We start from the raw sequence: 7,465 nt of genomic DNA, 5'->3' as shown, positions 1-7,465 counted from the left end.
CGGGGTAGTTCATTGAAGAAAATAGAAAAACCCCGAATAGGTCCACTTTTTTTAAAGTGTCCACTATTCGGGGTTCAGTTCAGACCTTTTTTCAAGTGTCTTTCTTATAGGGTACATTTTACTTTTGCCCGCTCTTTTTATTTTATTTATCTTTTTTATAATTCTCCCAGAAGGTTGCGTTTTTAATTCCTAGTTTAATAGGGTCAAATACTGGATCTTTCCCCTCTTTTTTCTGTTGCTCGTAATCTTTCAACGCTAACATAGCTGGTTTCATTAATATGAGTATTCCGATTACATTAATCCAAACCATTAAACCTAATCCTAAATCGCCAAATTTCCAAGCTAAATCCGATGTACGGATTGCCCCATAGAAAGTGGAAATGATGAGGACAAATTTTAAGACCCAAGTAAAGAATTGTTCCCTTTTCTGGGTGAATAAGTACGCCACATTCGTTTCAGCAATATAATAATAGGCCATAATTGTAGTAAAGGCAAAGAAGAACAGCGCAATGGCCACAAACATCGAACCAAAATCATTTAAGGCAGGGAATGCTTTATTTACGGCTAATTGTGTGAATTCTGAATAAGTAGCCCCTGCTACATTTTCAACTACTAATTCCCCATTAGCATCTCCTACATTTGTGTTATATGTACCCATAAACAATATCATTAATGCTGTTGCTGAACATACGAATAATGTATCAATATAAATAGAAGCCGCTTGTACTAAACCTTGCTTAGCTGGGTGGGATACTTCAGCTGCTGCTGCAGAGTGTGGTCCTGTACCTTGTCCTGCTTCATTCGAATAAACTGCACGTTTTACACCCCACGCGATCGCTGCACCAATCATCCCGCCAAAGGTCGCATCAACATTAAATGCGCTACGAATAATAAGGGCAAATACATCTGGAACAAGGGAAATATTCATTATGATTACAATAATGGCTAATAAAATATAGGCAACAGCCATAAAAGGAACGATAATTTGAGCTGCGTTTGCAATACGTTTCACGCCACCTAAAATAATAAATGCTAATATCGCTACAACAATTAAACCAGTAATCCACGGTTCAACACCAAAAGCATTATTTACCGCACTAGTAATCGCATTTGATTGTACCCCTGGCATTAAAATAGCTACGGCTAAAATGGCAGCTACGGCAAAGACAACGCCAAACCAACGCTGACCTGTACCTTTTTCTAAATAAAAGGCTGGACCTCCTCGGTAAACACCATTTTTCTTTTCTTTATAAATTTGAGCTAATGTTGATTCCACATATGCAGTTGATGCTCCAATAAATGCCGTTACCCACATCCAAAATACAGCACCTGGTCCACCAAAAGCAATAGCTGTAGCTGTACCTACAATATTACCCGTACCAACTCGACCGGATAATGCTATTGATAGAGCTTGGAATGACGAAATACCCGCTTCCGATTTTTCTCCTGTAAACATTAGGACAAACATATCCTTAATTTTTCGGACTTGAACAAATTTCGTTAAGATGGAGAACAGTAGTCCGACGATTAAAATACCATAAATCATTACTGGACCCCATAACATATCGTTTAACCACGTAACAATCTCCTCAATCATGGATGCACCTCATTTTCATTTATTATTTAGAATATTCTTTATATTACATAAATTAAAACCTCAATTCAATAAAAATTTTTATCTATTACTATAAAAATAAAACGTTAGAATATTAAGATAATTTATTGTATTCATTTTCATTATTCTACTATTTGGAATTCGCATAAAAAAAGACTATCCAACGAAAGGAATTTCATGGATAGTTCTTTTCTTTAAATGTCATTTTATTTAATAATGTATCCTAACGAACGAATAACATTATTGATAAAGTCCTTCTCATACGTAAATACTTCTTCCCGTTCATAATCATGATATAAGTTATGATAACTGTTCGGCCATTCTTTATATTGAATTTCCGACGACATTTGATTAAATAACCATTTTCTTGCAGGCTGAGGATCAGTAATTTTATCTTCTTTAGCAACCATTAACAAAATGGGTAATGCTAATGTCCCTTCCTGTTCTGCCGTCATATTTTTCATTAAATTATGGATATCTTTAAACCATCTTACCGTTACATTGGAATGATATGGTAAATAATCAACCATTTCATTGTAGCCGTCTAAATTTCTAGTTAACATATTTTTATCGAACTTCAACGAGATTTTTTTGTTCGATGCTATAGTTCCTAAACTTGTAATTGCATTCGTAAGTAAATTAGCCGTTTTCTTTAAATGAAGCCAAGGCGAAGCTAAAATTAGACCTGCACATTCCACTGTATTCTTCTTTAAAAATCTAATAGCTAATGTTCCACCTAATCCATGACCAATAATAAAAACCGGCAACTGATATGTTAAAGCACTTTCCATTAACTTTTTAATATAATCTAAATACTCTTCAATCGTTTCGTCATGAACCTTTGAATATTTTAAATGTTCGCCATGGCCTGGCAAATCTCCCATAACAATGTGATAACCTTCTAAGCGAAGTTTTTCAATTAACCAAGCATACCAACGATGATGTTCAAAAACGCTATGTATGATAACGACTACTGCCTTTGCTTGTCCATCTGCTTCCCATTTCCACATAACGCACCCTCCTGCCCATTACTTATTCAGTTGTGGATATATATACCAATTATTATTTTCCATACTTTTATTTATTTGATACGATAATAATATATCATACTTAGAAACGAGGTATTTTTCGATGATTTATCCATTTAAAAATAAAAATCCTAAAATAGACCCATCTGTATTTATTGCCGATAATGCCGTAATTACTGGTGATGTCACAATTGGTGAAGAGACGTCCATTTGGTTTAATACGGTAATTCGTGGGGATGTATCAGCTACTATAATCGGGAAACGCTGTAGCATTCAAGATTTAAGTTGTTTGCATCAAAGCCCGAACAATCCTTTAATCATAGAAGACGAAGTAACAATTGGCCACCAAGTAACATTACATAGCTGCGTGATTCGTAAACGAGCATTAATTGGGATGGGGTCCATTATATTAGACGGTGCTGAGATAGGAGAGGGTGCATTTATCGGTGCTGGTAGTTTAGTACCACCGGGTAAAAAAATTCCACCTAATTCTTTAGCAATGGGTAGACCAGCAAAAGTAGTTCGTATGGTTACCCCAGAAGATAGAGAAGATATGGACCGCATTATCCGAGAATACGTTGAAAAGGGACAATACTACAAATCAATTCAAAAATAATGTTCTTAAGTGAGTGTAAACTTTCATGTTACACTCTTTTTATTAAAATCTTCGAAGTATTACCTCTATTTTTTGTTCATATAAATAAAGAAGGGGTGCTTCGTAATACGTCTTATAAAGGGATCTGAATGGTTACTAATCAGCCTTATTATTTTTACTGCACCGGTCATCGTATTTTTAACTCCCCTCATCATATCGATTGCATTAGATGAAATAGGGAGCGACCAACTAATTTTGTTTTTTCAAAAAATCCTTCTGTATGTTTTTATATTCGCTTTTTCCTTAATTGTTTTATACATTTTATCTATTGTAAAAAGGATGCTTAAAACATTATTTAAATTTTTCTTCCATTAATTTTTCTTTTACATATTCATTCCGAAATAAAAAAAAATCTGCTTAATTTCTATTGAAGTGGGAAAAACCACCTTAGAAATCTCGCAGATTTTTTCTTGTTATCTATGAATCAGCCTAATTTTCTTTCATGTAGAAAATTAAAGTCCGGCCTTTTCTCTTAATTTTTGAGCGATATCAGTGTTTTCCCATGGGACATCTAAATCTGTGCGACCAAAATGACCATAAGCAGCCGTTTGTTTATACATTGGACGACGTAGATCAAGCATTTTAATAATGCCAGCTGGGCGTAGATCAAACAATTCACTTACCCATTCTACTAATTTATTTTCTTCTACTTTACCTGTACCAAACGTATCCACTGATATTGAAACAGGTCGAGCTACACCGATGGCATATGCTAATTGAACTTCAGCACGCTCTGCAAGACCAGCTGCTACGATATTTTTCGCTACATATCTTGCAGCATATGCGGCAGAACGGTCTACTTTCGTAGGATCCTTACCTGAGAATGCCCCGCCACCGTGACGAGCATAACCACCATACGTATCGACAATAATTTTACGTCCTGTTAAACCAGCATCCCCTTTAGGACCACCGATAACAAAACGTCCTGTCGGGTTAATGAAGTATTTTGTTTCATAGTCGATTAAATCAGAAGGAACAACTTCATTAATTACTTTTTCTTTTAAGTCTTGTTGAATTTGTTCCAATGTTACATCTTCATCATGTTGAGTAGAAATAACAATCGTATCAATCCGAACTGGATGATTGTTTTCATCGTATTCTACTGTAACTTGAGTTTTACCATCGGGACGTAAATATGGAATTTCCTTTGATTTCCGAACTTCCGTTAAACGGCGAGCTAATTTATGAGCTAAGCTTATTGGTAATGGCATTAATTCTGGCGTTTCGTTACATGCAAATCCAAACATTAAACCTTGGTCACCAGCACCAATTGCTTCGATATCTTCATCAGTCATAGATCCTTCACGTGCTTCTAAAGCTTGATCTACACCTAACGCAATATCAGGAGATTGTTCTCCGATAGCAGTTAATACTGCTAAATTTTCTGCATCGAATCCATATTTCCCACGTGTATAGCCAATTTCCGCAACAGTATTGCGAACAACACTTTGAATATCAACATATGTAGATGTTGTAATTTCCCCGGCAACTAACACTAATCCAGTTGTTACCGTTGTTTCGCAAGCTACCCGTGCATTTGGGTCTTCAGAAATGATTGCATCTAAAATAGCATCGGAAATTTGATCACAAATTTTATCCGGATGCCCTTCTGTTACACTTTCTGATGTAAACAGTCGACGGTTTGTCATTTGATTTCCTCCTAAGTTTATAGCGAGACTCTTTCCTCGTTGTTGATACGGTACTCTATTACCCATGTTTAGCCCACTTATAAAGATTAGTACTTCAAGCCGTCACAATGATATTTTTTGTTTAGCTTAAATTTTCCATCTTTTTAAAGATAGTTAAAAAGGACAGTAATTGTATAATGAAATATGTACAAAAACATGTTCTGAACAATTTTTAGCTACCTTTTGTGTTAGATTTCGTATAAAATGTATTGTAGAACATTTTTGAAATCTAGTTTTTATCGAGTGGCATCAAAAGTTATGGCAAGTGAAATTCACTTATTCGTAATTTGATACATGGATTTAGAAAGGCACATATAAAATAGGTAGTTAAACTATCCTTTTCATTGTGTTCTAAATTGAAAAAAAAAATTCCTCTACTCAAGTACTTTTGCATGAGTAAAAGGAATTGTCGTTTCATTACATTACCTTTCACTCTTATCGTTCAAGGGTATCCCCTTGCATCAGGTTGGCACCATCGCATTATAAAATGAAAATGCAGGTTGCCGGGCTTCATAGGGCCTTGACCCTCCACCAGCTCGGGATAAGAGTATCCGTTCAACACAACATCTTACGTAAAGTAACTTTAATTGTCAATGGATTTTACCTAAATCATGAAATGTTTTAAAATTATAAAATAATTTTCAGGAATTAGTATAGATTATTTAAATCAATGTGTTATACTATTTTTGAAATTAATCAACCCTCCCAATGCAAGTGGGAATTCTTAAAAAAGGATGGTATTTAATCGATGAATTCAGTAGAAATTGCAAATGAACTGAAGGAATTATTAAACGGAGAAAATATAAATGTTCAACTTTCAGTACCACAATTAGTGGAAAAAGCTACCGAACGTGGAGAGGCAACATTAACTGTAGATGGCGCTTTACGTGCTGAAACAGGTAAATATACTGGCCGTTCTCCTAAAGATAAATATATTGTAGAAGAAGAAAGCACAAAAGACAAAATCGACTGGGGTAATGTAAACCGTCCGATTTCTGCTGAAGTGTTTGATAACCTTTACGTTAAAGTTGTAAACTATTTAAAAGAAAAAGATGAGCTATTTGTATTCAAAGGGTTTGCAGGAGCTGATAAAGAATCACAACTTCCAATCCAAGTAATTAATGAATATGCATGGCACAATCTATTCTGTCATCAATTATTCATCCGTCCAACAAAAGATGAGTTAGCTTCTCATGTGGCTGAATTTACAATTGTTTCAGCTCCTACCTTTAAGGCAGATCCAGCAGTAGATGGTACTACTTCCGAAACATTCATTATTGTATCTTTAGAAAAGAAAGTCATTTTAATTGGTGGTACTGAGTACGCTGGTGAAATGAAAAAATCTATTTTCGGTATTATGAACTACCTATTACCAGAACGTGATATCCTGTCAATGCACTGTTCAGCAAACGTTGGTGAAGCTGGTGATGTAGCGTTATTCTTCGGTTTATCTGGTACAGGTAAAACAACTTTATCTGCTGATAGCAATCGCAAGTTAATTGGTGACGATGAACATGGATGGTCAGACAATGGCGTATTTAACATCGAAGGTGGTTGTTATGCAAAAACGGTTAACCTTTCCGCTGAAAAAGAACCGGAAATTTATAACGCAATCCGCTTTGGTTCCGTTTTAGAAAATGTTGTAATTGACCCAGAAACTCGTATTCCTGATTATGATGATGTAACATTAACGGAAAATACTCGTGCTGCTTATCCGATTCATTTTATCGATAACATTGTTACACCTTCCGTTGCAGGACATCCGAAAACAATCGTATTTTTAACAGCTGATGCTTTCGGAGTATTACCTCCAATCAGCAAATTAACGAAAGAGCAAGCAATGTACCACTTCTTAAGTGGATTTACTTCAAAATTAGCAGGTACAGAACGTGGCGTAACATCTCCTGAGCCAGTATTCTCTACATGCTTCGGTTCACCATTTTTACCACTTCCAGCAACTCGTTATGCTGAAATGTTAGGTCAAAAAATTGATGAACACGGTTCTCAAGTATTCTTAGTAAACACTGGTTGGACTGGTGGAGAGTATGGTGTTGGAAACCGTATGAAGCTTTCCTATACACGTACAATGGTTCGTGCTGCTATTGATGGAAAACTTAATAATGTTGAGACTACACAAGATGCAATCTTTGGATTACATATCCCGACTGCCGTAGAAGGTGTACCAAGCGAAGTTTTAAATCCTCGTGAAGCTTGGGCAGATAAAGAAGCTTATGATAAAAAAGCAGCTTATTTAGCAGACTTATTTAAAGAAAACTTCAAAAAGTTCACAAACGTTTCTGAAGATATTTTGAAAAAAGGTGGCCCTTTAGCTTAATCCATAATAAAAAGGACGTCTAAATTTAAAATGTACCCTATAAGAAAGACACTTGAAAAAAGGTCTCTCTTATAGGGTACTTTTATTTATAATGAAATAAAATAAATGGTTGATGGAGCGGAAGAACATGTCGAAAAAGTTATT

At 35.3% G+C, this 7,465-nt stretch carries 5 protein-coding genes and 1 riboswitch; of the genes, 2 read left to right on the top strand and 3 right to left on the bottom strand.

The window, feature by feature from the left end; translation table 11 throughout:
• Positions 1–142: 142 nt before the first annotated feature.
• Both EC501_RS17835 and EC501_RS17830 read right to left on the bottom strand, forming a co-directional pair.
• A complete protein-coding gene (locus EC501_RS17835; protein ID WP_421930395.1) occupies positions 143–1,597 on the bottom strand; it encodes an alanine/glycine:cation symporter family protein in 1,455 nt (484 codons plus the stop codon).
• A 224-nt stretch (positions 1,598–1,821) separates the two neighbouring features.
• Complete coding sequence (locus EC501_RS17830) at positions 1,822–2,625, bottom strand: alpha/beta hydrolase (RefSeq protein ID WP_122973684.1); 804 nt, start codon at positions 2,623–2,625, stop codon at positions 1,822–1,824.
• 121 nt (positions 2,626–2,746) lie between these two features.
• Here EC501_RS17830 and EC501_RS17825 point away from each other — a divergent pair, with 121 nt between their 5' ends.
• Positions 2,747–3,259, top strand: a complete 513-nt coding sequence (locus tag EC501_RS17825) for a gamma carbonic anhydrase (protein WP_122973683.1) — start codon at positions 2,747–2,749, stop codon at positions 3,257–3,259.
• A gap of 491 nt (positions 3,260–3,750) precedes the next feature.
• Here the strand turns inward: EC501_RS17825 and metK are convergent, their stop codons facing one another.
• A complete protein-coding gene (metK, locus tag EC501_RS17820; RefSeq protein WP_122973682.1) occupies positions 3,751–4,947 on the bottom strand; it encodes a methionine adenosyltransferase in 1,197 nt (398 codons plus the stop codon).
• A 471-nt stretch (positions 4,948–5,418) separates the two neighbouring features.
• Positions 5,419–5,534, bottom strand: a riboswitch (SAM riboswitch).
• Between the two features lie 200 nt (positions 5,535–5,734).
• Here metK and pckA point away from each other — a divergent pair.
• A complete protein-coding gene (pckA, locus tag EC501_RS17815) occupies positions 5,735–7,321 on the top strand; it encodes a phosphoenolpyruvate carboxykinase (ATP) (protein ID WP_122973681.1) in 1,587 nt (528 codons plus the stop codon).
• The last annotated feature ends 144 nt before the right edge of the window (positions 7,322–7,465 follow it).

The organism is Lysinibacillus halotolerans, assembly GCF_003711845.1.
Taxonomy (GTDB): Bacteria; Bacillota; Bacilli; order Bacillales_A; family Planococcaceae; genus Ureibacillus; species Ureibacillus halotolerans.
This window is presented reverse-complemented; position numbering and strand designations above follow the sequence as displayed.

Coding starts and splice junctions, on each gene's coding strand:
- EC501_RS17825 (WP_122973683.1), top strand. CDS start 2,747: ATGATTTATCCATTTAAAAATAAAAATCCTAAAATAGACCCATCTGTA.
- metK (WP_122973682.1), bottom strand. CDS start 4,947: ATGACAAACCGTCGACTGTTTACATCAGAAAGTGTAACAGAAGGGCAT.
- pckA (WP_122973681.1), top strand. CDS start 5,735: ATGAATTCAGTAGAAATTGCAAATGAACTGAAGGAATTATTAAACGGA.
- EC501_RS17835 (WP_421930395.1), bottom strand. CDS start 1,597: ATGATTGAGGAGATTGTTACGTGGTTAAACGATATGTTATGGGGTCCA.
- EC501_RS17830 (WP_122973684.1), bottom strand. CDS start 2,625: ATGTGGAAATGGGAAGCAGATGGACAAGCAAAGGCAGTAGTCGTTATC.